The sequence below is a fragment of the Pollutimonas rozaliensis genome (assembly GCF_048751585.1).
Lineage (GTDB): Bacteria > Pseudomonadota > Gammaproteobacteria > Burkholderiales > Burkholderiaceae_B.
Map to the genome: position 1 here is coordinate 1 of NZ_JAZHOB010000302.1, position 246 is coordinate 246.

Annotated in this window: 1 protein-coding gene; it reads right to left on the bottom strand. The window is 68.7% G+C overall.

What is annotated here, in order from left to right:
* Positions 1–237, bottom strand: a 237-nt coding sequence (locus V0R37_RS22995) for a RibD family protein (protein ID WP_420376678.1), incomplete at its 3' end; no start/stop codon positions are given.
* Between the last annotated feature and the right edge of the window lie 9 nt (positions 238–246).

Here is a 246-nt window from a genome sequence, read left to right on the forward strand (position 1 = left end):
CTGGATCTCGGCACCGGCCGCTTCCAGCCGCTGACGCTTGTCGGGGCTGTGCTGGTCGGTGGTGATGATCAGCGTGCGCCCCGGCTCGCGCAGGCAGGCCGCCGCCAGCGGCAGCCGCAACCGAGAATCCAGAATGACCCGCAGCGGTTGGCGCAGCACGATCTCATCGGCCTGGGGCAGCGCCAGCTTTTCGGCACGCACCGTCAGCCGCGCATCGTCCATGATCATGGACTCCACGCCACTGAG